We start from the raw sequence: 23,178 nt of genomic DNA on the forward strand, positions 1-23,178 counted from the left end.
CACCTGAGTCTGCCCGGCACCGCCCGGCCCTAATCCTCTCTCGCCGGATCGGCGCAGTGTGCCGGATGTCACGCTTCCCCGCATCATCGGAACCGTACAGACTCTTCCGCTGGATGACTGTTGATTCCCCACCATCGACCACCGCACGGTTGATCGATCATCGATAGAGGAGCCGCCTGATGTCCGACTTCGTACCCGGGCTCGAGGGAGTCGTCGCGTTCGAGACGGAGATCGCCGAACCCGACAAGGAGGGCGGCGCCCTCCGCTACCGAGGCGTCGACATCGAGGACCTCGTCGGCCACGTCTCGTTCGGCAACGTCTGGGGCCTGCTCGTCGACGGCGCCTTCAACCCGGGTCTGCCGGCGGCCGAGCCGTTCCCGATCCCCGTGCACTCCGGTGACATCCGGGTCGACGTGCAGTCCGCGCTCGCGATGCTCGCTCCCGTGTGGGGCCTCAAGCCGCTCCTCGACATCTCCGTCGAGCAGGCCCGCGACGACCTCGCCCGCGCCGCCGTCATGGCCCTCTCGTACGTCGCCCAGTCCGCGCGCGGCCAGGGCATGCCGATGGTCCCGCAGAGCGAGATCGACAAGGCGGAGACGGTCGTCGAGCGGTTCATGGTCCGCTGGCGCGGCGAGCCCGACCCGAAGCACGTCAAGGCCGTCGACGCCTACTGGACCTCCGCCGCCGAGCACGGCATGAACGCGTCGACGTTCACCGCCCGTGTCATCGCCTCCACCGGTGCCGACGTGGCCGCCGCGCTCTCCGGCGCCGTCGGCGCCATGTCCGGCCCGCTGCACGGCGGCGCGCCCTCCCGCGTCCTCGGCATGATCGAGGAGATCGAGCGCACCGGCGACGCCACCGCCTGGGTCAAGCAGGCCCTCGACAAGGGCGAGCGGCTCATGGGCTTCGGCCACCGCGTCTACCGCGCCGAGGACCCGCGCGCCCGCGTCCTGCGCCGCACCGCCAAGGAGCTGGACGCCCCGCGCTACGAGGTGGCCGCCGCGCTGGAGAAGGCCGCCCTGGAGGAGCTGCACAACCGCCGCCCCGACCGGATCCTGGCGACGAACGTCGAGTTCTGGGCGGCCATCGTCCTCGACTTCGCCGAGGTCCCGGCGCACATGTTCACGTCGATGTTCAGCTGCGCCCGTACGGCCGGCTGGTCGGCGCACATCCTGGAGCAGAAGCGCACCGGGCGGCTCGTGCGCCCGTCCGCCCGCTACACGGGTCCCGGCCAGCGGGACCCGCGCGAGATCGAGGGTTACGCCGACATCGTCGGCTAGGACGCCAGAGCCGGCTGAGTCTCCGGGTGCAGCAGCAGGTCCGCGTGGTGGCGGGCCGCCACCAGCGGGTGGGCCCGGAGCTTGCCCTTCAGTTCGTTGCGGCCGTACTCGGCGAACAGCGGGTTCGCCGGGTCCGCCGTGACGCCCGGGGCCGCGGAGGCGTACGGGAAGGTCAGCGGCGCGATCCGGGCGTCGAGCCGCGGGTTGTAGAAGAACGGGACGGAGTAGCGCTCCGTCGCCCCGGGCGGGGAGACGACCCGGTGGTTCGTCGCGATCAGATAGCCGTTGGTGGCCACTTCGAGCAGCTCGCCCAGGTTGACCACGAAGGCGCCCGGCAGCGGCGGCACGTCGTGGAACTCCCCGTCCTCGCGCTGGACCTGGAGTCCGCCGACCTGGTCCTGGAGCAGCAGCGTCAGGAAGCCGTAGTCCTTGTGGGCGCCGACGCCCTGGTCGTCGCCCTCGCCGCTGCTGCCCGGGTAGCGCACCAGCTTGAGGTGCGGGTGGGCGCGCGGGCCGAAGATGTCGTCGTAGAAGTCCGCAGGCGCGCCGATGGAGGTCAGCAGCTCGTGCAGGAGCCGCTCGGCGACGCCGCTGAGGCGGTCGATCCAGTGCAGGGCGGCGGTCCGCAGTTCGGGGAGCGCGGCCGGCCACTGGTTGGGGCCTTCGAGCCACCAGTAGGGGGGTTCCCAGGGCGCGGGGGCGTGCGCGGGGCGCTCGGCGCCGATGTCGAGCTGGTCGCGCCAGTCGCGGGCGCCTGCGGTCCGCTCGTCGCCGATGCGGGTGTAGCCGCGGAAGTGCGGTGAGTTGATGTTGTCGAGGGCCAGCCGGTCGGCCTCGGGCAGCGCGAAGAAGGCGCGCATGGCGGTGGTGAGGGCGCGCGTCTCGGCCTCGGTCACGCCGTGCCCGACGAGCTGGAAGAAGCCGACGTCGTGCGCGGCGGAGTGGAGCTGGGCGTGCAGCAGGCGGCGGGCCTGGGGGCCCCGGTCGGCGGCGGAGAGGTCGACGATCGGGAGCTGCGCGGCGTACGAGGGGTGGATCCGGGAGCCGGGCACCGGCTCGTGGGAGCGCGCGCTGCGGGTCTGCTGCTGAAGGGAGGTCGAACTGCGAGTCATGGGTGCGTCCGCGGGGTCTACGGGGTGCCCGGGACGGCCGCCAGGGGTGGGGCGGGGGCCACGGGTGCCGGTCGGCTTTGGGCTCTGAGCGAGGGACCCGGGGGGCGGTGTGTGGTGCCCTGGGGGTCAGGCGGAGCGGCGACAGCTCATGCTCGTGACGCGGACGAAGTCCACGTGGCGACGGCGTACGAGCGAAGGCATGCGAACAGCGTACTGCGGCGGGGCCCGGAGGGGTGTGGTCCGGGTCACGTCGCCGGTCCGGTATGCGTCACGTCGCCGGTCCGGCCTGCGTCACGTCGCCGGTCTCTCCCCCGGTGCTTCTCGGGCTCTGGTCAAAACGGCGGGCGTGCGCGAAGATCGCCGCCACGCGTGTCACGCGCATGCCAAACGTCCCGTCGCAGCATCCCATCGCAGGAGGATGTCCATGACCCGCCGCCGCACCTCTCGTGGCCTGGTCGCCGCCGTCGCCGTCGCCGGCACGGCCGCCGCCGCCCTGCTCCCGTCCTCGGGGGCCGTCGCGGCCTCGCTGCCGCTGCCGCAGGCCCGCGTCTTCATGGTGAACCCGGTGCAGTCCTCCGGCGACCAGACCCTCGCCGACCACAAGGACGCGGCGAGCGACGTCCCCGCGTCCGCCTACGCCACCGTCACGCTGCGGAACCTCGACGCGAGCGGCGGCCTGTCCGGGAAGTGGGCCGCCGTCCGCTCCGAGACCGGCAAGCCCGCCGCCGTCGCCGACGCCGGCACCTTCGACCGCTCCGACGACCGGTTCGAGCAGGTCATGGCGTACTTCTGGGTCAACGAGGCGCAGGAGTACCTCCAGGGCCTCGGCTTCGGCACCGAGCTGCCCGGCGCGAACGACCGCGTCCAGCCGGTCCGGCTCAACCAGTGGGGCGCCGACAACTCCTTCTTCACTGACAAGAAGGCCGAGATCCGCTTCGGCAAGGGCGGCGTCGACGACGCCGAGGACGCGGACGTGATCATCCACGAGTACGGCCACGCCGTGCACCACGCCCAGGTCCCCGGCTTCGGCACGACCCCGGAGTCCGGGGCGATCGGCGAGGCCTTCGGCGACTACCTCGCCGTCGCCGTCGGCACGCACGCGGCCGCGAAGTACGGCTGGCCGCTCAAGGCCGACGCAGCCTGCGTCGGCGACTGGGACTCCACCGGCTACAGCGAGGCGCCGCACTGCCTCCGCCGGATCGACGGCACGAAGACGTACGCGGACCGGGAGGGCGAGGTCCACGCCGACGGCGAGATCTGGTCCCGGGCGCTCCTCGACATCCGTACGTCGCTCGGTGCCCGGACCGCCGACCGGATCATCGTCAACGCGCAGTTCGGCTTCGCGCCCGACACGAGCTTCCGGGACGCGGCCCTGACGACGGTCGCGACGGCCGAGCGGATGTACGGCAAGGCCGCGGCGGCCGCGGTACGGGACGCCTTCCGGGCGCGGGAGATCCCCGGGGTCTGACGGGGGATCCCGGACGTCCACGGGAGATCCCGGGGGTTTGAAGGTGCAGCGCTTTCAGGGGCGCTTCTTGTCGGTCAGGGCCTGGGGCGCCTCGTGCGTCCCAGGCCCCTCCTGTGTTCCGAGTGCCTCTTCCCGGTCGGTGAGCCGCGGGTCGACCGGGCGCTCGAAGAAGGTCTCCAGGACCACCGTGGCCTGCGTCCCGCTGACCCCGTCGATGGCGTAGATCCGGCGCAGCACGTCCTGGAGCTGCTCGGTGGTCGCCGTCCTCACCTTCACGAGCACCGAGGCGCTGCCGGCGATGACGTGCGCCTCCAGGATCTCGGGGAGCGCGGCGAAGTCCTGCGCCGAATCGCCCATCCAGGACGTCGAGTCGACCATCACGTAGGCGAGGACGCCGCCGCCCACGGCCGCCGGGTCCACGTCGACGGCGGTGCGCCGGATGACGCCGCGCTCCCGCAGCTTGCGCACGCGCTCGTGAGCGGCGCCCGCGGAGAGGCCGACGGCCTGGCCCAGGGCGGCGTAGGACTGGGTGGCGTCCTGCTGGAGCTGCGCCAGCAGGGCGCGATCAACGTGATCCACAACTCTCCATTCACGATCTTCTTGCGAAGACCGTAGCTCATCCTGCAATCTTCGCCATAGGCCAGATGACATTCAGTGCACGATGGCGATGGGAAGGGGTGGGCTCCGTGACCGGCGAGCTCCCTGGGCTGTACGAGATGCTCGACGACCGGTTCCGTACCGGGCGGTGCATGAACGGCGACGACGCGCTGGAGATCCTCTACACCGGGTGCCGCTGGGCCGAGGGACCCCTCTACGTACCCGCGTGGCGGCAGGTGATCTGGAGCGACATCCCCAACGACAGGATGCTCCGCTGGGACGAGGAGACGGGCGCCGTCTCCGTCTTCCGCCGCTCCGCCGGACACACCAACGGCAACACCCTCGACCGTGAGGGCCGGCTGATCACCTGCGAGCAGGGCAACCGCCGCGTGACCCGCACCGAACACGACGGCACCGTCACCGTGGTGGCGGACCGGTGGCAGGGGAAGCGCCTCAACAGCCCGAACGACGCCGCGGTGAAGTCCGACGGCTCGATCTGGTTCTCCGACCCGGACTTCGGCATCACCAGCGACTACGAGGGCTACCGCGCGGAGAGCGAGATCGGCTCCAACAACGTCTACCGCGTCGATCCGGCCACCGGCGAAGTGCGGCTGGTCGCCGACTGCTTCGCCGCGCCGAACGGGCTGGTCTTCTCCCACGACGAGCGGCAGTTGTACGTCTCCGACACCCGGGCCGGCTTCATCCGCGTGTTCGACGTGCGCGACGACGGGACGCTGTCCGAGGGCAAGGTCTTCGCCGACGCAGCGGCCCGCGAGAACGCCCGCTTCGACAACCTCCGCTTCGACGCCGACGGCCGGCTCTGGGCCGCCGCGATGAACGACGGCGTGCACTGCTACGACCCCGACGGCACCCTGATCGGGCGGCTCAACGTCCCCGAGGCGGTCGCCAACATCGCCTGGGGCGGCGCCAAGCGGAACCGGCTCTTCATCGCCGCCGAGACCAGCCTCTACTCGGTGGTCATGGGCGCCACGGGCACCCACCCGACCGGGCCGGGACGCCGTCCCTGGCTCGACACCCACTGAGGCCGGCCGGCTGTCAGGCCAGCTCCTCGTTCACCAGCCGCGCCCACTGGGCCACCACCCGTTCCCGGCGGGCGCGGTCGTCCGTCAGGAGGGTGGCGAGGCCCAGGCCGCGGGCCATGTCCAGGAGGCCCTGGACCGTCTCGCGGACGCCGGGGCGGGACTCGTCGGCGCCGAGGAGTTCGACCGCGATCCGGTGGGACTCGCGGCCGACGCGGGCCTCCAGTTCGGTGACGCGGTCCCGGAGCTGGGCCTCGTCGGAGGCCGCGACCCAGAGGTGGAGCGCGGCCCGGAACAGCGGACCGGTGTAGAGGTCGACGAGGGCCGCGACGGCCTCGTGGCGGTCGCGGCGCGGGAGGGCCCGCAGGGCCTGCGAGCGTTCCTCGGCGACGTACTCGACGGCCGCCGTGAAGAGGTCCTCGCGGGTCGGGAAGTGGTGCTGGGCCGCGCCCCGGGAGACGCCGGCCCGCTCGGCGACGACGGCGACCGTGGAGCCCGCCCAGCCGTGCTCGGCCAGGCAGGCCACGGCCGCCTCCAGGAGCCGCTGCCGGGTGGCGCGGCTCCTGTCCTGCTTGGGTGCGGTCACAGCCGCCATTCCGGGTCCCGTCGTTCGAGGAAGGCCGTCATCCCTTCGCGCGCCTCGGCCGAGGCGAAGAGCGTGGCCGACCTCTGCACCAGGTCCTCCGCGTCGCGTTCGAAGGTTTCCAGGACTCTAGCGGTGACCAGCCGTTTCGCCTCGCGCAGGCCTTGCGGGGAGCCCGCACGGAGGGCGTCGAGGATGCCGGGGAGTTCGGTGGCGGGAGCCGTGACCAGGCCCATGGCGATCGCCTCGGGAACGCCGAACTTCTCCCCCGTCAGGTAGTAGCGGGCGGCCGCGCGCGGGTCGAGCCTCGGGAGCAGGGTGAGGGAGATGACCGCGGGCGCGACCCCGATCCGCACCTCTGTGAGCGCGAAGTCCGACGTCTCCCCGGCCACCACGATGTCGCAGGCCCCGAGCAGGCCGAGGCCGCCGGCCCGGGCGTGGCCGGTGACCAGGCCGACGACCGGTTTCGGGAGCTCGACGAGCTGCCGGAGCAGGTCCACGAAGGCGTACGGGCTGGGCGGGGCCTTCAGGTCGGCGCCCGCGCTGAAGGTGGAGCCGGTGTGGGTGAGGACCACCGCCCGGACCGCCGGGTCCTTGCCGCAGGCGGTGAGCGCGTCGGCGAGCTCGGTGACGAGGTGCGTGGAGAGGGCGTTGCGGGTGGCCGGGGAGTCGAGGGCGAGGGTGGTGATCCCCCGCTCCTCGGTGACGGCGACCAGGGGCCTGGGTGGGGTCATGCGCGGTCCCTCAGTTCTCTGCGGAGGATCTTGCCGGAGACTGCCCGCGGGATGCTCTCGACGAACTCCACGCTCCGGACCTTCTTGTACGGGGCGACGCGTTCGGCCACGTACGCGACGACGTCCTCGGCCGTGAGGCCGGGCGCGGCGGGCTGGCGTACGACGAAGGCCTTGGGGATCTCCGTGCCCTCGGCGTCGGTGACGCCGATGACGGCGGCGTCCGCGATGCCGGCGTGCGTGAGGAGCAGCGCTTCGAGTTCGGCCGGGGCGACCTGGAAGCCCTTGTACTTGATGAGCTCCTTGACCCGGTCGACGACGAACAGCCAGCCGTCCTCGTCGACGCGCCCGATGTCGCCGGTGTGCACCCAGCCGTCGCCGTCGATCATCGCGGCGGTGGCGTCGGGGCGGCCCAGGTACCCCTTCATGACCTGCGGCCCCCGGATGGCGACCTCGCCCGCCTCGCCCGGTGCGGCTTCCTTCGACGGGTCGTCGAGGGAGAGGATCCGCAGCTCGGTGGAGGGCAGCAGCTTGCCGACGGTGCCGGGCGGCGGGTTCTCGACGTCGAGCGGGGTGACGTGGGTGCCCGGGGAGAGCTCCGTCATGCCGTACGCCTGCCGAACGGGCGGCAGGCCGAGCCGGGCCGAACAGGCCTCGGCGAGGGCCGCGTCGAGCGGGGCGGCGGAGCTGACGATGTACTTCAGGGACGACAGGTCGTAGTCGGCGACGGCCGGGTGCTTGGCGAGGGCGAGGATGATCGGCGGCGCCACGTACAGGCCGTTGATGCGGTGTTTCTGGATCGCGCCGAGGAAGGTGTCGAGGTCGAAGCGGGGCAGGACGACGACGGTGGCGCCCTGCCGGAGCGGGGCGTTCATCAGGGCCGTCAGGCCGTAGATGTGAAAGAAGGGGAGGACGGCGAGGATGCGGTCGCCGGGGCCCATCGGGACCAGCGGGGACAGCTGGGCCAGGTTGGTGGCGATCGACGTGTGGGTGAGCATGACGCCCTTGGGGACGCCGGTGGTGCCGGAGGAGTACGGGAGGGCGGCGATGTCCTCGTCGGGGTCGATCGGGTGGTCCGGGACGGGGCCGGTGGCGGCCAGGAAGGACTGGAGCGAGCGGACACCGTCGCCATCCGATCCGTCCGGTCCCTTCGGCGCCTGGTCGCAGACGAATATCTCCTCGATGCCGCCCGCGAGTTCGGCCGCGGCCCGGGCCGCCGGGAGCAGCGGTGACACGGTCACGATCCAGCGCGCGGACGCGTCGCGGAGCTGCTTCGCGAACTCCTCGGGCGTGGCCAGCGGGTGGACGGTCGTGACGGACGCGCCGGCGCGGGTGGCGGCGTAGAACGCGATCGGGAAGAGGACCGTGTTGGGGCTGTGCAGGGCGAGGACGTCGCCCTTGCGGACCCCGGCCTCGGCGAGGCCCGCGGCGACGAGCCGGTGGAAGGCGTCGACCTGGGCGTACGTGAGGGTCAGCTCGCCGGCCCCGTCGATCAGGGCCGGGGCGTCGCCGAATTCGGCGGCGCGGCCGAGGACGGCGTCGTGGATGGGCAAGGAGAGCGTGGAAACGGCCTCGTACTCGCTGTGGAACACCATGCGTTGACCCCCTGGAGAGGTGAGCGGTGGTCGCCAGGATCGCTGTCTCGGGCGGGACTTGGGGAGACCCTGTCAGCCCTCCGAAAAACAATCAAGCATGCCTGCATGATTCTTGGAGCGAACAACGGCCCGCCCTTCCAGGGGGCGGGCCGTGCACCACGGACAGGTACTCCTGCAAGCTCGCCGCGCGTCAGCGCTCGCAGGCGACTCCGTCGCCGTCGCGGTCCAGGTGGCGGCCGTAGCCGGGCTCTCCGCTATGGATGGGGTCGGCGCCGGCGGCGCGGACGGCGGTGCAGTTGGCGTAGTAGACGGCCGGTTCGGGCTCGGCCGTCTCCGGGGGCTGCGTCGTCTGGGCCGGCTTCGGCTTCACGGGCTTCGGAGTGGTGCGGGTGGGCTCCGGGGCGCGGGTGGTCGGAGCCTGGGTGGTCGGAGCCTGGGTGGTCGGCTCGGGGGTCGGGGCGTCGGTCGTCGGCTCCGGGGTGGGCGCGGTGGTGGTCGGGGCCGGGGTCGTCGGGGCCGGGGTCGTCGGGGTGGGAGTGGTCGCGGTGGGGCTCGGCTCGGTGGGCGTCGGGGTCGCGGGGGCCGTGGCCGTCGTGGTGGGCTTCGGGTCGTCCGTGCCGTTCTGCTTCGGGTCGTCGATGGCGAGGGCGACGACGAACCACAGGGCCGACAGGACCGTGGCCACGATCTTGGTCCGGCTGCTCCAGCGGCTCAGCCACGCCAGGGCTATACCGCCCGGCGGGAAGATCACCAACAGGGTGATCACCAGAGCGGGATGCTGCCACCAGCGGCGGGGCGCCACCCACGGCGGCGGGGGCTGGTACGGGTTCGGCTGCTGGTACACGCGCGTCTCTCCCCTGGCTCAAGGCGCTCGGACGTGAGCGAAGTGAGGGGAGCGTACACGCGGTCTTCACAAACGGAGGTCGGATTGGCCGAGCTGAGACGTGAGGCGCCGGTCCAGGGACCGCTGCCCCCGGGCGAGCCACCGCACCGGCCAGTGGAGCAGCACGGCGAGGCACAGCAGCCAGCCAGCGGCGTGGACAGTCCAGACGCCGGCCATGGTGGGGCCGCCCCAGGCCTGGTGGTAGTCGGTGTCCAGGTACCAGATCGGGTAGCCGAAGTTGCGGACCGAGTTGAACAGCGCGTACCCGACGAGGGCGAAGGCCGCCGCGTCCAGGGGCAGCCCGAGGACCGTCCGGCCGAGCATCCGGCCGCCGGTCCAGCCGCCGGCACCGGAGCCGTCGTCGGTCAGCCGGGCCCGCAGCCTCGCGGCCCGGTCGCGCTGCCCCGTCAAGGTCAGCGCGGCCGCCGCCAGGCCGCACGGGAGGGCGAGGAACGCGCGGGCGCCGGTGCGGACGGTACGGGTGATCGGGGACATCTGCGGGCTCCTCACCCTCGCTGGGCTGACGTCCCGTACTGTCCCGCCCCGACGGCGTCACCGTCGTCGCACCCCGGAGCCAGATCCGACCCCCTACCTCGGTACGACTCCCTCGGCACGACGGCCCCGGGACGACTGCCTCAGTACGACTTGGGGAGACCCAGCGTCTGGTGCGACACGTAGTTCAGGATCATCTCCCGGCTGACCGGCGCGATCCGGGCCACGCGGGCCGCCGTGATCAGGCGGGCCAGGCCGAACTCCTTGGTGAGGCCGTTGCCGCCGAGCGTGTGGACGGCCTGGTCGACCGCCTTCACACAGGCCTCGGCAGCCGCGTACTTGGCCATGTTGGCGGCCTCGCCCGCGCCCATGTCGTCGCCCACGTCGTAGAGATGGGCCGCCTTCGCCATCATCAGGCGGGCCAGTTCGAGCTCGATGTGGGCCTGCGCGAGAGGGTGCGCGATGGCCTGGTGGGCGCCGATCGGGGCCTTCCAGACCTGGCGCTCCTTCGCGTACGTCACGGCCTGCGCGAGCGCGTACCGGCCCATGCCGATCGCGAAGGCCGCCGTCATGATCCGCTCCGGGTTGAGCCCGGCGAAGAGCTGGAGGAGGCCCGCGTCCTCGTCGCCGACGAGCGCGTCCGCCGGCAGGTGGACGTCGTCGAGGGTGAGCTCGAACTGCTTCTCGTTCGCGTCGAGTTCCATCTCGATGTGCCGCCGGCCGAAGCCGGGGGCGTCGCGGGGCACGATGAAGAGGCAGGGCTTCAGGTTGCCCGTGCGGGCGTCCGACGTGCGGCCGACGACGAGGGTCGCGTCGGCGATGTCGACGCCCGAGACGAAGACCTTGCGGCCGTTGAGGACCCAGCCGTCCTCGGTGCGGGTCGCGGTCGTCGTGATGCGGTGCGAGTTGGAGCCCGCGTCGGGCTCCGTGATCCCGAAGGCCATCGTCTTCGAGCCGTCCGCGAGCCCGGGCAGCCAGGCCTGCTTCTGCTCCTCCGTGCCGAAGCGGGCGATGACCGTGCCGCAGATCGCGGGCGAGACGACCATCATGAGGAGCGGGGCCCCGGCGGCGCCCGCCTCCTCCAGGACGATCGACAGCTCGGCCATGCCGCTGCCCCCGCCGCCGTACTCCTCGGGGAGGTTCACGCCGAGGTAGCCGAGCTTGCCCGCCTCGGCCCAGAGGGCGGCCCGGTCGAAGCCGGGGCCGTGGCGGTGGCCGAGCGCGGAGACGGCGGCGCGGAGTGCGGTCTGTTCCGGAGTGTCGATGAGGGTGCTCATGCTGTCTGGTCCTCCTGTGCTTCGGTCGAGACGTCTGCCTGTGCGAGGTCCGCCTGTACGACGGCGAGCAGGGCGCCTACCTCGACCTGGCGGCCGGGTGCGGCGTGGAGCGCGGTGAGCGTGCCGGAGGCGGGAGCGGTGACGCGGTGCTCCATCTTCATGGCCTCCAGCCAGAGGAGCGGCTGTCCGGCGGTGACCCGGTCGCCGACGGCGAGGCCGTCCGCGACCCGGACGACGGTGCCGGGCATGGGGGCGAGCAGGGAGCCGGGTTCCCGCTGGTCGGCGGGGTCGGGGAAGCGGGGGCGGAGGGTGAGGCGGTACGGGCCGACGTGGACGGTGTCGCCGTACCGGGCGACGTCGAAGTCCCGTACGACTCCGGCGACTTCGAGGCGTACGCGATCGGGCGCTGCCGACACGACCCGGACCCCCTCGGGGGCCGTGACCTCGTGGCCCCCGGCGCGGCTCGGCCGGTAGCGGATCTCGTGGTCCCCGTACGTCCTCGTCTGGTCCTGGGAGGGGACGTTCCGCCAACTCCCGCCGAACCGCGACCTGTTGGCGGACGCCTCGGCGAGGGCGGCTGCCGTCGCCGCGTACTCCTCGCCCTCCGGAGCGGCGGTCAGGGCAGTGAGGTTCCGCTCGTAGAAGCCGGTGCCGAGGGCGTCCAGGCTCTCGGACGAGAGGTAGTCGGGGTGGCGGAGGGACGCGACGAGCAGCTCCCGGTTGGTGGCGGGGCCGTGGATCCGGGCCCGCTCCAGGGCGTGGGCAAGCTTGCGGGCGGCCTCGGCGCGGGTGGGGGCGTGAACGACGATCTTGGCGAGCATCGGGTCGTAGTGGACGCCGACCGTGTCGCCGGAGACGTACCCGGTGTCGACCCGGACCCGGCCCTCGCGGGGGACGTCGAAGCGGTGCAGGACGCCCGTCTGGGGCGCCCACTCCCGGGCCGGGTCCTCCGCGTAGAGACGGGCCTCGATCGCGTGGCCGCTCGGGGCCGGGGGCTCGGGGGGCAGTTCCCGGCCCTCGGCCACGGCGAGCTGGAGGGCGACGAGGTCGACCCCGTACACCTCCTCCGTCACCGGGTGCTCGACCTGGAGGCGGGTGTTCATCTCCAGGAAGTGCGCCCGGCCGTCCTTCACCAGGAACTCGACCGTGCCCGCGCCGACGTAGCCGACGGCCTTCGCCGCGCGGACGGCCGTGTCGAGGAGGGAGGCCTCCAGGGCGGCCGGAAGGCCGGGCGCCGGGGCCTCCTCGATGACCTTCTGGTGCCGGCGCTGGAGGGAGCAGTCGCGGGTGCCGAGCACCCAGACCGTGCCGTGGGTGTCGCAGAGGAGCTGCACCTCGACGTGCCGGCCGTTCTCCACGTACGGCTCGACGAAGACCTCACCGTCACCGAAGGCACTCGCGGCCTCGGCCGACGCGGCCCTCAACTCCTCGGGCAGCGCCGAGAGCTCGCGGACGATCCGCATGCCCCGGCCGCCGCCGCCCGCCGCCGCCTTCACCAGGACGGGCAGGTCGGACGCGGTGACGTCCGCCAGGGGCTCGACGCCCAGGAGCTCCTTGGCGCGGGTCTTCGAGGCCATCGCCTCGATCGCCTCCGGCGGCGGCCCGATCCAGACGAGCCCCGCGTCGGTCACGGCCCGCGCGAAGCCGGCGTTCTCGGAGAGAAAGCCGTAGCCGGGGTGAACGGCGTCCGCGCCCGCCGCGAGCGCCGCCTTCACGACCAGGTCGCCGCGCAGGTACGTCTCCGAGGGCGCCGCCCCCGGCAGCCGTACGGCCGCGTCGGCCTCCCGGACGTGCAGGGCGTCGGCGTCCGCGTCGGAGTACACGGCGACGGTGGAGATGCCCAGCTCACGGCAGGTGCGGAAGACCCGGCAGGCGATCTCCCCGCGGTTCGCGACCAGCACGGTCGAGATCAACTTCTGCGTCCTCATCTGAGCCCTCACATTCGGAAGACGCCGAAGCCGCCGCGCGCGCCCTCGACCGGTGCCGTGTGGATCGCGGACAGGCACAGCCCGAGGACCGTGCGGGTGTCGCGGGGGTCGATGACCCCGTCGTCGTACAGCCGCCCCGACAGGAACATCGGGAGGGACTCCGACTCGATCTGCGCCTCGACGAGCGCGCGCAGACCGGCGTCGGCCTCGTCGTCGTAGGGCTGCCCCTTCGCCGCCGCGCTCGCGCGCGCCACGATCGACAGGACGCCCGCGAGCTGCTGCGGGCCCATGACGGCGGACTTCGCGCTCGGCCAGGCGAAGAGGAAGCGGGGGTCGTACGCCCGGCCGCACATGCCGTAGTGCCCGGCGCCGTACGACGCGCCCATGAGGACGGAGAGGTGGGGGACGCGCGAGTTCGCGACCGCGTTGATCATCATCGCGCCGTGCTTGATGATGCCGCCCTGCTCGTACTCCTTGCCGACCATGTAGCCGGTGGTGTTGTGGAGGAAGAGGAGCGGGATGTCGCGCTGGTTGGCGAGCTGGATGAACTGCGCCGCCTTCTGCGACTCGGCGGAGAACAGCACGCCCTGCGCGTTGGCGAGGATGCCGACCGGATAGCCGTGCAGGGACGCCCAGCCGGTCGTGAGCGAGGTCCCGTACAGCGGCTTGAACTCGTCGAAGTCGGAGCCGTCGACGATCCGGGCGATCACCTCGCGCGGGTCGAAGGGGGTCTTGAGGTCGCCGGGGACGATCCCGAGGAGCTCGTCCTCGTCGTACTTCGGCCCTTCCGCGAGCTGCGGATCGGCGTGCGCCTTGCGGTGGTTGAGGCGGGCGACGATCCGGCGGGCCTGGCGGATCGCGTCGGTCTCGTCGACGGCGTAGTGGTCGGCGAGGCCGGACGTCCGGGCGTGCATCTCGGCGCCGCCGAGGGACTCGTCGTCGCTCTCCTCCCCCGTCGCCATCTTCACGAGCGGCGGGCCGCCGAGGAAGACCTTCGACCGCTCCTTGATCATCACGGCATGGTCGGACATGCCGGGGACGTACGCGCCGCCGGCCGTCGAGTTGCCGAAGACGACCGCGACGGTCGGGATGCCGGCGGCGGAGAGGCGCGTGAGGTCGCGGAAGAGCGCCCCGCCCGGGATGAAGATCTCCTTCTGGGAGGGGAGGTCGGCGCCGCCCGACTCGACGAGCGAGATGACGGGCAGCCGGTTGGCGAACGCGATCTCGTTGGCCCGCAGCGCCTTCTTCAGCGTCCACGGGTTGGAGGCGCCGCCGCGCACGGTCGGGTCGTTGGCCGTGATCAGGCACTCGACGCCCTCGACGACCCCGATGCCGGTGACGAGCGAGGCGCCCACCTGGTAGTCGCTGCCCCAGGCGGCGAGCGGCGACAGTTCGAGGAACGGCGAGTCGGGGTCGACGAGCAGCTCGATGCGCTCGCGGGCCAGGAGCTTGCCGCGCCCCCGGTGCCGGGCCGTGTACTTCTCGCCGCCGCCCGCGAGGGCCTTGGCGTGCTCGCCTTCGAGGGCGGCGAGCTTGTCGAGCATCGCGGCGCGGTTCTCTCGGTACTCGGGTCCGCCGGTGTCGAGGGCGGAGGCGAGGACGGTCACAGCAGTACCTCCGGTATGTCCAGGTGGCGGGAGCGGAGCCACTCGCCGAGGGCCTTGGCCTGGGGGTCGAAGCGGGCCTGTGAGGCGACGCCGTCGCCGAGGATCCCGGCGACGGTGAAGTTCAGGGCCCGGAGGTGCGGGAGGACATGCCGCTCGACGGTCAAGTCGGCGGTCTCGGGGAGGAGTTCCCGGAACTCCTCCACGGTGAGCACGTGTGCGAGCCAGGCCCACTCCTCGTCCGTGCGGACCCACACGCCGACGTTGGCGTCGCCGCCCTTGTCGCCGCTGCGGGCGCCCGCGATCCGGCCGAGAGGGGCGCGACGGGTGGGGCCTGCCGGGAGGGGCGGCGGAAGCTCAGGGGCCGGGACCGGCACCAGGTCCGCCGTCCGGGGCGGTACGGGGACGGGGACGCGGGTGCCGTCCGGGAGCACGGCCGTGTGCGGGACGTCGGCGGCGGGGACGTACGCGCTCCCGAAGACGCCGTAGGGGGCGCCCTTCCCGGGAGGCGCGGTGACGTGGAAGCCGGGGTAGCTCGCGAGGGCCAGTTCGATCGCGGCGCCGGTGACGGTGCGGCCGACGGCCTCCGGGGACGGGTCGCGGACGACGAGGCGGAGCAGCGCGCTCGCCGTCTCCTCGGTCGCGGCGTCCTCCCGGTCGGTGCGCACCAGCTCCCAACGGACGTCGGCGGGACGGGAGTCGGCGTGCTCCAGGGCGTCCTCGACCTGGTCGCGGACGAGCCGCGCCTTGGCCTCGACGTCGAGGCCGGTGAGGACGAACACGACCTCGTTGCGGAAGCCGCCGAGGCGGTTGAGGCCGACCTTGAGGGTGGGGGGCGGGGCCTCGCCCGTCACGCCGTGGATCCTGACCCGGTCGGGGCCGTCCTGCGTGAGCCGTACGGTGTCGAGCCGGGCCGTCACGTCGGGTCCGGGGTAGCGGGCGCCGGCCGTCTCGTACAGCAGCTGGGCCGTGACCGTGCCGACGTCGACGAGTCCGCCCGTACCGGCGTGCTTCGTGATGACGGCGCTGCCGTCGGCGTGGAGCTCGGCGAGCGGGAAGCCGGGGCGGCGCAGGACGGCCGGGTCGTGGTCGGCGAAGAAGGCGTAGTTGCCGCCGGTGGCCTGAGTGCCGCACTCCAGGACGTGCCCGGCGACGACCGCGCCCGCCAGCCGGTCGTACTCCTCCGGGCCCCAGCCGAAGTGCCACTGCGCGGGCCCGGTGACGAGGGCGGCGTCGGTGACCCGGCCGGTGACGACGACATCGGCCCCGGCGGCGAGACAGGCGGCGATGCCGGCCCCGCCGAGATAGGCGTTGGACGTCAACACGCCGTCGGTCGGCGGGAGCCGGTCGCCCTCGACGTGCGCGATCCGCGTCGGCAGGCCGAGCTTCACGGCGAGGGTGCGCAGGGCCTCGGCGAGGCCGGCGGGGTTCAGGCCGCCCGCGTTGGCGACGATGCGGACCCCGCGCTCGTGGGCGAGGCCGAGGCCCTCCTCCATCTGGCGCAGGAAGGTCTTCGCGTATCCGGCGGCCGGGTCCTTGAGCTGGTCGCGGCCGAGGATGAGCATGGTCAGCTCGGCGAGGTAGTCGCCGGTGAGGACGTCGAGTTCGCCGCCGGTGAGCATCTCGCGGACGGCGTCGAAGCGGTCGCCGTAGAAGCCGGAGGCGTTGCCGATGCGGAGGACCACGCCTACGCCCCCTCGGGTGCGCGTCCGGCGCCCGCCGGGCCCGCGAAGGCCTGGGCGATGCCGAGCCAGCGCTCGGCGTCGGGGCCGTGGGCGACAAGGGCGGTGTCGTCGCGGTGGACGCGCTGCGTGACGAGGAGGCAGAAGTCGAGGGCCGGGCCGGTGACGGTCTGGGCGGCGCCCTCGGGCCCGTACGCCCACGTCTCCCCGTCGGGGGCGGCGAGTTCGACACGGAAGGGCTCGGCGGGCGCCGGGATGCCCCGTACCAGGTAGGCGTAGTCGCGGGCGCGGACACCGATCCAGGCGACGTGCCGGAGGCGGGCGGTGGGCGTGCGGGCGACCCCGAGGGCGTCGGCGACGTCCTGGGCGTGCGCCCAGGTCTCCATGAGCCGGGCGGTGGCCATGGCCGGGGCGCTCATCGGCGGCCCGTACCAGGGGAAACGCGCACCGGGCGGAACGGCCCGCAGGGCCTCCTGGAGGCGCTCCCGGCCCGCCCGCCAGGCGGCGAGGAGCTCGGCGGGCGGCAGCTTCGCGCCCTCCTCCGCGCCCTCGTCGACGAAGCGGTCGGGAGCGGCGAGGGCCTTCTCCGTCTCGACGGCGAAGGCCTCGGGGTCGGTGGCGGCGAGGAGGGCGGCCCGGTCGGTCCAGGCGAGGTGGGCGATCTGGTGGGCGATGGTCCAGCCGGGTGCGGGGGTCGGCGCGCCCCACTGCTCCTCGCTCAACTCGCGTACGAGTACGTCGAGTTCCTCGCTCTCCTCGCGCAGATCGTCGAGGACGACGGCGGGATCGGACACGGTGCGCTCCCCTCGGGACACGGCCACGGCACGACGACGGCCGGACGACGGCGCGTCGGCGTGCCCCGGAGCATGGCAGCGAACCAGAAAACAATCAAGCATGCTTGCTTTGATTAATGGAGGCGGTCGACGTCGACACGGCCCCGGTCCGACGGGGCAGACGGGTCCGACAGGTCAGACAGGTCAGACGGGTCCGACGGGTCCGACGCATGGTTGTGGTGGACGCGCTCCGGTCGACGTCGTGATCGTGTCGCCCTGTGCACTGTGTGACGGACCTCTGCCGAACTCCCCACCCTTCTGCAACACTTGACGAGCACCGTTTCGCGCGACCACGGGGGTCCCATGAGCATGGACATCGAACTCGCCGACCTGCTCGCCTCGCTCCGCTCCGAGCTCAGCCGCGCCCGGCTGGAAGCGGCGAACGAGGACGTGAAGTTCCGTATCGACTCCATCGACCTGGAGCTCCAGGTCTCCGTGGAGAAGTCCGCCGAGGCGAACGCGGGCGTGAAGTTCTGGGTGGCCTCGCTCGGCGGCAAGGCCGGCGCGAAGAACGGCCAGACGCACACGGTGCGGATGACGCTCTCCGCGGAGGACGCCGCGACGGGCCAGAAGGTCCGCACCGGGGACGACGTGACCGACCTGCTCGGCGCCGGCTGAGCGGCCCGTGACGGTACCCGACACGGCCCGGGTGGCGGAGGTCGTCGTCACGGGGAACGGCACGGCCGAGTACGGCTCCGGCTACCGCATCGCGAACCGGCTCGTCCTCACCGTGGACCACCTCTTCGGCGCGGACCCGAACCCCGGCACGTGCACCGTCCGCCTCGGCGGCGGCGACGTCGCACTGTCCGCGACACCCGTGTGGCGCGGCAAGAACGGCCGGGACCTGGCGCTGTTACGCCTCGACGACGCCCCCGCGGACACCGTGCAGGCGGTGTCCTTCGGCGCCCTGCCGCCGGGCGCCGGCAGCGTGCCCTTCATCGGGATCGGCTTCCCCGGCTTCGCGACCCGCCCCGAGGAACCCGGCGTCACGGGCCTGCGACGACGGGACAGCCGCCAGGCCGAGGGGTTCTTCCTGCTCGGCTCCAACCTGAAGTCGCGGCTGCTCGACCTCCAGTACACGACGACCGCGCCCCGCCCGCCCGGCGGCGGCGACCCCGACCCGTGGCGGGGCATGTCCGGCGCCGCGCTCCTGACCCCCTCCACCGGGCTCCTCATCGGAGTGCAGGCACACCGACTGCCCGCCGCCGGAATCTCCGGCGCCGAGGCCGAACCGATCGCCGACGCCCTCGACGACCCGGAATTCTGCCGCCAACTCGCCCTGGGCGGCGTACGGTACGACCCCCGGCCCGTCACCCTCGGCGACGAACCGCCCGACCCCGAGCCGCTGCTGCGCGCGGTCATCCACCAGCACGAACTCGTCAGCGGCTTCGGTGACTTCAAGAAGAACCTCACCTCCGAGCAGCTCTCCTTCGTCTCCCCGGGCCCCGACCACCCGGCCGAGCCCGCCAACCTCTTCGTCCGGCTCGTCAGCTCGGGCGACCGGGGCGTCCTGCTCGTCGGCGCGGCCGGCACGGGCAAGACCCGGGCCGGCATCGAGGTGGGCCGGATCGCCCTCGAAGCGGGCTGGCGCGTCCTGCACGTCCTGCCCGGCGAGGACAGCTCCGTCACCGACGTCATCGCCGAACAGGTCTGCGCCGAGCAGACCCCGGCGCTCGTCGTCGTCGACTACCTCAACGAATCGCAGCTCGACCTGCCGGCGCTGCGGCACCGGCTCATCCCGGAGGCCCGCCGCCGCGACATCCGCGTCGCGCTCCTCGCGTCCGTACGCCCCGGCTGGCTGCGGAAGGCCAACCGCGGGCAGCTGCACGACCTGTTCGACGAGGTGGAGCTGCGCCAGGACGACGACTTCCAGAAACAGGTCGCCGACAACGCCCTGCGCACGCTCGCCCCGGCGGCGACCGAGCGGTTCGGCATCGGCCGGATGCGGGACATCTGCGGCCGGCGCCCCATCGTCGCGCTGCTCGTCGCGCGCGAGGTGGAGCGGCGCTTCACCTCGGGCCTGTCCCTGCCCGATCAGACGGGGCTGCGCGAGGGCGGGGAGATCCCCCGGTGGCTGAAGAGCCGCCTCGGCGAGGACGAGCTGTCCGTACCGGGCCGCGAGCACGCCTTCGTCCCCGCACGCGCCTCCCACTCCCTCGTGGCCGCCGCCGCTGCCACGGCCGCGTGCCCGCAGGCGCGCGAGGACGTGACGTCGGCGGCGCGGGCGGCGCTGGGGACGATGGGAGCACCTGGGATACCGGGGGTACCTGGGATACCGGGGGTACCTGGTACGCCGGGCACCCCCGGGACGCTCGGGGGCCCCACCGCACCCACTGCCCCCACCGCACCCACCGGCCCCACCGGCCTCACCGGCCCGCAGGGCATGGCCCCGCAAACGGTCGTGCCGCGCGCCGAGGACGTGGTCGCCACCCTCCTCTCCCTCGGCTGGCTGGAGACGGAGCCCGACGGCACGCTCTCCGTCGCCCACGACCTCGTCACCGACCAGCTCGTCGAATCCGTCCTCCTCCCCGAACGGGACGAGGCGCCGGACACCGACGGGGCCCACGCCCTGCTCGCCGGCTGCCTCGTGAGCCCCCGCGCGGTGGGCCGGGCCGCGCTGAACCTCGGGCGGGTCGTCAACGACCTCGCGCTCGCGGACCGTTCGGGCCCGGTGTCCGCCGTACTGAACTCCTGGTTCACCCGGCACGCCACCACCCTCGGCGCCGTCCTGCGGCTCGACGCCGGCATCGGCAGCTACGCCCTCGGCGCGGTCTGCTCGGGCGCGCCCTGGTCCGCCTCGGCCGTCCAGTGCTGGTCGCAGGTCGTCAGCCCCTGGCTCGCGGACTTCGGCACCCGCATCGTCGCCCGGCACCTGCTCTACCGGGGCCTCCACCACCTCCCCGAGGAGGCCGCCCGGCTGCTGCTGCCCACGGTGTGGTCGTGGCTGGCGCGGCACGGGCAGAACGGACAGGCGAGTTTCGTCCTCGGCCCGTTGCTGTCCCGCACCGACCTCGGCCCCGACGCGGCGGCGAAAGCGATCACCGCCGCCCTCGCCTGGCTCACCACCCACACGACGACCCAGGAGGCTCAGTTCGTCCACAGCCGCCTCCTGGACCGTACCGACCTCGACCCCGACGCGGCACGAACGGCGATCACCCACGCCCTTACCTGGCTCGCCGCCCACACCACCGCCCGGGAAGCCCAGTTCGTCCTCAACCCCCTGCTCTCCCACCCCGGCCTCGACCCCGACACGGCGCCGAGAGCGACCGCCGCCGCCCTCACCTGGCTCACCACCAACGCCACCACGCAGGACGTCGGTTTCGTCCTCGCCCCCCTGCTCTCCCGCACCGACCTCGACCCCGAAACGGCGAGGAAGGCGATCGCCGCCGCCCTCATCTGGCTCGGGATCCACGGCACCACCCCTGAGGCCCAGTTCGTCCTCGGCCCCCTGCTGTCACGGACCGACCTCGACCCCGACACGGCGGGGACGGCGATGGCCACCGCCCACGTCTGGCTCAGGAACCACGGCACGACCCCAGAGGCCCAGTACGTCCTCGGCGCACTGCTCAAGCAACTGCCGCACGGAGCCGCCTCCGCCGAAGTACGGGACATGGTCGACACCTGGGTGGGCCTCCACACGCCACAACAGGACTTCGCGTACTTCAGCAAGTGGGTGCTGCGGCAGAGGTTGATGAGCCCGACGATCCTCCGGGCCCTGCTCGACTGGGCCCACGCCAACCCCGACAACGAGGACCTCATCCCCCGCATGGCGGGGACAGCGTTCCAGCTGGGGCCGTACCTCACGACGTGGGAGGCGGCCCGCGACTGGCTCCGCACCGTCGAACTCTGCCTCGACCACGCCGAGCGCCACGGGCCGCCCTCGAACGCCAACGGCGTCCTGGACACCCTCGTGTCGACGCTGCCCCAGCACTTCCGTACGGGAGTCGGCGCGGCCTGGGCCGACGACTGCATCCGCAGGTGGCTCGCGCTCCCCTTCGCCATGGACCCCAAGGTCTTCCGCCACCACCACGGGATCATCACCCGCTGCCACGCCGTGCTCGTCGGCGGCGGGTACGACCGGGCCGAACGGGAGCGCGTCGCCCGGCGGTTACGGACTTGGGTGGCGTCCTGGCCGACCCGTGAATGGAACGCGGCCGTCTTCACCTACATCGACACGCACATGCTGCCGCCGCGCCCGGGCCCTCCGGCACCACGCCCTGCCCCTGACAGCGTGCCTCAGGACAAGCCCGCCGCTGCCACTCTTGCTTCGTCTCCTGCTGCCACTCCTCCTGTCACTCCTGCTTCCTCTCCTGCTTCCTCTCCTGCTGCCACTCCCGCCGTCACTCCTGCAGTCATTCGCCCTGCCACTTCCCCTGCCACTCCTCCTGCCACTCCCGCCGTCAGTCCCACTGCTGGTCCGCCAGGGACGTGACCGGCTGCGGCTTGCCGATGACGGCCAGGGCGATGAAGAAGTTGATCTGCCCGATGGCGATGGTGAGGGTGGCAAGCGCCTTCTCGTCGTAGTGCTTCGCCACCTCGGCGTACAGCTCGTCGGAGACGCGCTCCTTGCCGTGCGGGGCGGGCTGGAGGGTGGCCTCCACGAGGGCGAGCGCGGCGCGCTCGGCGTCGGTGAAGTAGGGGGCGTCCTGCCAGGAGGAGACGGCGGTGATGCGCTCCTCGGACTGCCCGGCCTTGCGCAGGAATCCGGTGTTCAGGATGGTCAGGTAGGTGTTGCGGACGATCTGCCCGGCGCGCAGGTGGACCAGGTTCATCGTGGTGCGCGGCACCGACTGGTTGCCGGTGGCCCGGAAGAGGGCGGCGCTGATGTCGTTCAGCTCGGGAACGAACTCGGCGGGGTTGGCCATCCGGGAGATGGAAGCGGTCGTGTCCGCGGTCGTCTTCGGGTTCGTGTTCGTCATGGCTGCTGTCCTCCGTGTCGGCCTCGTCGGCGTCTTCACAGCACTGACGGAGGGCCGCACGGAGTTGTGACCGGATTCCGGAAGGAGTTTTCGCGGGCCCGGGCAGCGGGGGCTGACCCGTGCAAGGACGCGGCCTTCGACCGGGCCGCGAAGGTCCTGCGGAGCTAACAGGGCCTGTCGTCGAGGTGACTCTCGACGACCACTCCTAGGCGACGGCCCGGCGCGGGCGCGGGACCAGCTCGCCGCCGCAGTTGGGACAGACGCTTTCCATGGCGTCCGCGCACGGCACGCAGAAGCTGCACTCGTACGTACAGATTCGGGCGGGCCCGTCCACGGTCAGAACCGCCGTCTCGCAGCGCTCACAGCGGTCTCGCATCTCCAGGGCCATGGTCGGCTCCCCTCCTCGTAGGTCCGGTGTCCGGTGACACCCCTCATCCTCCGAGGCACCCCCACACCCCCGAAACAGGCCGGAAGCCAAACATCGAACGGATCGGGCCAGCGACCGCCGAGGCCGCGCCTCAGTGCCGTACCCCGCGCAGTCTCGGAGGGGAGTCAGGCGAGGCAGAACTCGTTGCCCTCGATGTCCTGCATCGTGATGCACGATTCGTTGACGCCATCGGCGCGCTGCGTCAGCACGTGCTTCGCACCGAGCGCCATCAGCCGTGCGCATTCGGCCTCGAGTGTCGCCAGGCGCTCGTCACCCACGAGCCCTGTGCCGACCCGCACATCAAGATGCAGCCGGTTCTTGACGACCTTGCCTTCGGGAACTCGCTGGAAGAGCACGCGCGGGCCCACACCCGAGGGATCAGCGCACGCGAAGTAGACCTCGTCCTCGGGCGGCAGCGTGTCGTGGTACTCCTCCCACGTGGCAAAGCCCTCCGGGACGGTCGGTACGACGTACCCCAGCACCTCGCACCAGAAGGCGGCGAGGCGCGCAGGTTCCGCGCAGTCGAAGGTCACTTGGAACTGCTTGATCGTTGACATCGGCGCACGATAACAGGGGCCTTGCACATCTCCCTGAGCGGGTGGATCCACGCGTTGCGCATTCTCCATCCTGGACGTGACCGACCAGCCGAGCCCGCTCCGGCCGGGCGTCGGAGACTCCTGGCTGTTCGACTCCATGACGCCTGCCCCGTGCGGCCAAGTGCCGTGCG

Annotated in this window: 19 protein-coding genes and 1 pseudogene; 5 read left to right on the forward strand and 15 right to left on the reverse strand. The window is 72.6% G+C overall.

Annotation, left to right across the window (positions count from 1 at the left end):
- Positions 1 to 179: 179 nt before the first annotated feature.
- A complete protein-coding gene (locus tag ASC82_RS24025) occupies positions 180 to 1,280 on the forward strand; it encodes a citrate synthase 2 (protein WP_056651715.1) in 1,101 nt (366 codons plus the stop codon).
- Here ASC82_RS24025 and ASC82_RS24030 read toward each other — a convergent pair.
- Positions 1,277 to 2,392 (reverse strand): 2-oxoglutarate and iron-dependent oxygenase domain-containing protein, encoded by a 1,116-nt coding sequence (locus tag ASC82_RS24030; protein ID WP_242427756.1) that lies wholly within the window; start codon positions 2,390 to 2,392, stop codon positions 1,277 to 1,279. The genes ASC82_RS24025 and ASC82_RS24030 overlap by 4 nt on opposite strands.
- Positions 2,393 to 2,816: 424 nt before the next feature.
- On the opposite strand from ASC82_RS24030, the gene ASC82_RS24035 reads away from it, so the two are divergent.
- Positions 2,817 to 3,860 (forward strand): M4 family metallopeptidase, encoded by a 1,044-nt coding sequence (locus tag ASC82_RS24035; protein WP_056651721.1) that lies wholly within the window; start codon positions 2,817 to 2,819, stop codon positions 3,858 to 3,860.
- A gap of 153 nt (positions 3,861 to 4,013) precedes the next feature.
- On the opposite strand, the pseudogene ASC82_RS24040 reads toward ASC82_RS24035, so the two are convergent.
- A pseudogene (locus ASC82_RS24040) lies at positions 4,014 to 4,439 on the reverse strand (Lrp/AsnC family transcriptional regulator); the annotation flags it as partial.
- A gap of 137 nt (positions 4,440 to 4,576) precedes the next feature.
- Between ASC82_RS24040 and ASC82_RS24045 the strand changes: the two are divergent.
- Complete coding sequence (locus ASC82_RS24045) at positions 4,577 to 5,500, forward strand: SMP-30/gluconolactonase/LRE family protein (protein ID WP_079039467.1); 924 nt, start codon at positions 4,577 to 4,579, stop codon at positions 5,498 to 5,500.
- Positions 5,501 to 5,513: 13 nt separating this feature from the next.
- Here the strand turns inward: ASC82_RS24045 and ASC82_RS24050 are convergent, their stop codons facing one another.
- From ASC82_RS24050 to ASC82_RS24095, 10 genes are all read right to left on the reverse strand, one after another.
- On the reverse strand, positions 5,514 to 6,092 hold the full coding sequence (locus tag ASC82_RS24050) for a TetR/AcrR family transcriptional regulator (RefSeq protein WP_056651727.1): 579 nt from the start codon (positions 6,090 to 6,092) through the stop codon (positions 5,514 to 5,516).
- On the reverse strand, positions 6,080 to 6,814 hold the full coding sequence (locus ASC82_RS24055; RefSeq protein ID WP_056651732.1) for an enoyl-CoA hydratase family protein: 735 nt from the start codon (positions 6,812 to 6,814) through the stop codon (positions 6,080 to 6,082). The genes ASC82_RS24050 and ASC82_RS24055 overlap by 13 nt, the downstream gene beginning before the upstream one ends.
- Entirely contained in the window at positions 6,811 to 8,406 is a 1,596-nt protein-coding gene (locus ASC82_RS24060; protein ID WP_056651734.1) for a 4-coumarate--CoA ligase family protein, read from the reverse strand. Before ASC82_RS24060 ends, ASC82_RS24055 begins: the two co-directional genes overlap by 4 nt.
- Positions 8,407 to 8,596: 190 nt before the next feature.
- Complete coding sequence (locus ASC82_RS31245; RefSeq protein WP_056651736.1) at positions 8,597 to 9,250, reverse strand: excalibur calcium-binding domain-containing protein; 654 nt, start codon at positions 9,248 to 9,250, stop codon at positions 8,597 to 8,599.
- Positions 9,251 to 9,316: 66 nt separating this feature from the next.
- Entirely contained in the window at positions 9,317 to 9,784 is a 468-nt protein-coding gene (locus ASC82_RS24070) for a hypothetical protein (RefSeq protein WP_056651739.1), read from the reverse strand.
- Between the two features lie 140 nt (positions 9,785 to 9,924).
- On the reverse strand, positions 9,925 to 11,058 hold the full coding sequence (locus ASC82_RS24075; RefSeq protein ID WP_056651742.1) for an acyl-CoA dehydrogenase family protein: 1,134 nt from the start codon (positions 11,056 to 11,058) through the stop codon (positions 9,925 to 9,927).
- A complete protein-coding gene (locus tag ASC82_RS24080; RefSeq protein WP_056651744.1) occupies positions 11,055 to 12,971 on the reverse strand; it encodes a biotin carboxylase N-terminal domain-containing protein in 1,917 nt (638 codons plus the stop codon). The genes ASC82_RS24075 and ASC82_RS24080 overlap by 4 nt, the downstream gene beginning before the upstream one ends.
- A 23-nt stretch (positions 12,972 to 12,994) precedes the next feature.
- Positions 12,995 to 14,593, reverse strand: a complete 1,599-nt coding sequence (locus ASC82_RS24085) for a carboxyl transferase domain-containing protein (protein WP_056651746.1) — start codon at positions 14,591 to 14,593, stop codon at positions 12,995 to 12,997.
- Positions 14,590 to 16,275 carry an acyclic terpene utilization AtuA family protein gene (locus tag ASC82_RS24090; RefSeq protein WP_056651749.1) on the reverse strand — a complete coding sequence of 562 codons (1,686 nt, stop codon included), beginning with the start codon at positions 16,273 to 16,275 and terminating at the stop codon, positions 14,590 to 14,592. Before ASC82_RS24090 ends, ASC82_RS24085 begins: the two co-directional genes overlap by 4 nt.
- A 2-nt stretch (positions 16,276 to 16,277) precedes the next feature.
- Positions 16,278 to 17,066 carry a TIGR03084 family metal-binding protein gene (locus ASC82_RS24095; protein ID WP_056651752.1) on the reverse strand — a complete coding sequence of 263 codons (789 nt, stop codon included), beginning with the start codon at positions 17,064 to 17,066 and terminating at the stop codon, positions 16,278 to 16,280.
- Positions 17,067 to 17,408: 342 nt separating this feature from the next.
- On the opposite strand from ASC82_RS24095, the gene ASC82_RS24100 reads away from it, so the two are divergent.
- Positions 17,409 to 17,723, forward strand: coding sequence for a trypco2 family protein (locus ASC82_RS24100; protein ID WP_056651756.1), 315 nt, complete (start codon positions 17,409 to 17,411; stop codon positions 17,721 to 17,723).
- A 7-nt stretch (positions 17,724 to 17,730) separates the two neighbouring features.
- A complete protein-coding gene (locus ASC82_RS30460) occupies positions 17,731 to 21,537 on the forward strand; it encodes a trypsin-like peptidase domain-containing protein (RefSeq protein ID WP_056651759.1) in 3,807 nt (1,268 codons plus the stop codon).
- Here ASC82_RS30460 and ASC82_RS24110 read toward each other — a convergent pair.
- The 3 genes from ASC82_RS24110 to ASC82_RS24120 form a co-directional block, all read right to left on the reverse strand.
- On the reverse strand, positions 21,506 to 22,024 hold the full coding sequence (locus ASC82_RS24110) for a carboxymuconolactone decarboxylase family protein (RefSeq protein WP_056651762.1): 519 nt from the start codon (positions 22,022 to 22,024) through the stop codon (positions 21,506 to 21,508). The two genes, ASC82_RS30460 and ASC82_RS24110, sit on opposite strands and share 32 nt — an antisense overlap.
- A 205-nt stretch (positions 22,025 to 22,229) precedes the next feature.
- Entirely contained in the window at positions 22,230 to 22,412 is a 183-nt protein-coding gene (locus tag ASC82_RS24115; protein WP_056651765.1) for a DUF1272 domain-containing protein, read from the reverse strand.
- Positions 22,413 to 22,576: 164 nt separating this feature from the next.
- Positions 22,577 to 23,008: a VOC family protein gene (locus ASC82_RS24120; protein ID WP_056651768.1), complete on the reverse strand. Its 432-nt coding sequence runs from the start codon at positions 23,006 to 23,008 to the stop codon at positions 22,577 to 22,579.
- Positions 23,009 to 23,178 lie beyond the last annotated feature (170 nt).

The organism is Streptomyces sp. Root431, from assembly GCF_001426585.1.
In the GTDB taxonomy this organism is placed as follows: domain Bacteria; phylum Actinomycetota; class Actinomycetes; order Streptomycetales; family Streptomycetaceae; genus Streptomyces; species Streptomyces stackebrandtii.

Coding starts and splice junctions, on each gene's coding strand:
- ASC82_RS24055 (WP_056651732.1), bottom strand. CDS start 6,814: ATGACCCCACCCAGGCCCCTGGTCGCCGTCACCGAGGAGCGGGGGATC.
- ASC82_RS24050 (WP_056651727.1), bottom strand. CDS start 6,092: ATGGCGGCTGTGACCGCACCCAAGCAGGACAGGAGCCGCGCCACCCGG.
- ASC82_RS24115 (WP_056651765.1), bottom strand. CDS start 22,412: ATGGCCCTGGAGATGCGAGACCGCTGTGAGCGCTGCGAGACGGCGGTT.
- ASC82_RS24120 (WP_056651768.1), bottom strand. CDS start 23,008: ATGTCAACGATCAAGCAGTTCCAAGTGACCTTCGACTGCGCGGAACCT.
- ASC82_RS24075 (WP_056651742.1), bottom strand. CDS start 11,058: ATGAGCACCCTCATCGACACTCCGGAACAGACCGCACTCCGCGCCGCC.
- ASC82_RS24030 (WP_242427756.1), bottom strand. CDS start 2,392: ATGACTCGCAGTTCGACCTCCCTTCAGCAGCAGACCCGCAGCGCGCGC.
- ASC82_RS24045 (WP_079039467.1), top strand. CDS start 4,577: ATGCTCGACGACCGGTTCCGTACCGGGCGGTGCATGAACGGCGACGAC.
- ASC82_RS24025 (WP_056651715.1), top strand. CDS start 180: ATGTCCGACTTCGTACCCGGGCTCGAGGGAGTCGTCGCGTTCGAGACG.
- ASC82_RS24070 (WP_056651739.1), bottom strand. CDS start 9,784: ATGTCCCCGATCACCCGTACCGTCCGCACCGGCGCCCGCGCGTTCCTC.
- ASC82_RS24035 (WP_056651721.1), top strand. CDS start 2,817: ATGACCCGCCGCCGCACCTCTCGTGGCCTGGTCGCCGCCGTCGCCGTC.
- ASC82_RS24110 (WP_056651762.1), bottom strand. CDS start 22,024: ATGACGAACACGAACCCGAAGACGACCGCGGACACGACCGCTTCCATC.
- ASC82_RS24100 (WP_056651756.1), top strand. CDS start 17,409: ATGAGCATGGACATCGAACTCGCCGACCTGCTCGCCTCGCTCCGCTCC.
- ASC82_RS24060 (WP_056651734.1), bottom strand. CDS start 8,406: ATGGTGTTCCACAGCGAGTACGAGGCCGTTTCCACGCTCTCCTTGCCC.